This is a genomic window from uncultured Campylobacter sp. (genome assembly GCF_938018145.1).
Lineage (GTDB): Bacteria > Campylobacterota > Campylobacteria > Campylobacterales > Campylobacteraceae > Campylobacter_A.
This window is the reverse complement of sequence record NZ_CALIII010000314.1, coordinates 1-1,362: the sequence shown is the minus strand read 5'-3', so window position 1 is coordinate 1,362 and position 1,362 is coordinate 1. Positions and strand designations below refer to the sequence as shown.

Annotated in this window: 1 protein-coding gene; it reads right to left on the bottom strand. The window is 48.8% G+C overall.

Going from position 1 to position 1,362, the window contains the following annotated elements; translation table 11 throughout:
• Positions 1 to 60 precede the first annotated feature (60 nt).
• A partial coding sequence (locus tag Q0338_RS07350; protein ID WP_298086186.1) for a toprim domain-containing protein occupies positions 61 to 1,362 on the bottom strand: 1,302 nt, incomplete at its 5' end.

Genomic DNA, 1,362 nt, shown 5'->3' with positions numbered 1-1,362 from the left:
TTGTCAGCAGCTTGATGGCGATCATGCTGTCCAGCCCGCCGCTAAATAAAACTAATGCTTTCATTTTTTATTGATTTCCTTTAAAATTTTATCGATTTTTTTGAGTATGAGCGCCTTTTCCTCTAGAGGGATTTTCGCCGCCGAGTATTTTTTGTACATATTTTTATAAAATCTAGTTTTAAAAACATTCACGGCTTCAAAAATTTTCTCCTCGTCGGTAAAGGCGTCGTAGTTTTCAAACATCAGCTCACGCACGGCCGGATCGTCCGCATCGACTCCCTGTGATACGGCTTCGAAAATATCTCTGTGGTGGACGAAATACTCGGGCTTTAAATTTTCCAAAACGATGCTTTTTAGGCTCTCATTTTCGATCATCGTTTTTAAAATTTGAAGCTCGAGTTGATCTTTTTGTCCGCGCTGATTTTTGCCCAAATTTTGCATTTCGTAGGCTTGCATGCGCTCCTGGGCGGCTTGCGTATTTGCACCTCTAGTTAGCCGAAACGACCCCTCAGCTATCTTTAAAATTTTAGCCACGAGCGGGACGTAGGAGTTTGCGACGACGGGCTTTAGGCTCGCGGTAAAGGCCTGGATCGCTTCTAGCGCCTTTTGCTTTTGCACGGGGCGCGAGAGGTCAAAGCCGCTAGCTAGATGCCTGATGTAAAATTCGCCGATCTCCGTGCCGCTTTCAAAAATTTGCCGCAGATACTCTATCTTGCCGGCTACCACCATATCGGCCGGATCTGCGCCGCCTTCTATGATGACGACGCTACCGTCGATTTCGTTTTGCGCGAGCAGCAGGGCGGACTTCGTCGCGGCGTTTATGCCCGCATCGTCGCCGTCAAAGCACAAAATAACGCTAATCTCGCCGCGTTTTAAAAGCGGCAGGTGCTTGGTCGTGAGCGCGGTTCCAAGCACGGCTACGACGTTGTTAAAGCCCGCCTTGTGCAGCATGATGACGTCCATGTAGCCTTCGGTGATGATGATCTGATTTTTGGTGAAAATTTCGCGCTTTGCCAGGTGGTAGCCGTAAAAAAGCGTTGATTTGTCAAAAACCGCGGACTGGGGCGAATTTACGTATTTAGCGGGGTTGCCGCTGATCGTGCGTCCGCCAAATCCCACGAGCCGTCCCGCGTGCGTGTAGATAGGAAAGGTGATGCGGTTTATGAAGCTAGCGTAGATGCCGTTTTCGTTTTGCTTTACGATGCCGACTTCTAGGGCTTCTTTGGGTTCGATTTGCTCGTTTTGCAGTAGCCTTATCGTCTGTGCGCTTTCAGGCGCGAAACCTAGTTCAAATTTATCGATCAGCTCGTCCGTGATACCGCGCGAATACAAATACTCGACGGCCGCGGGAGTTTTATAGAG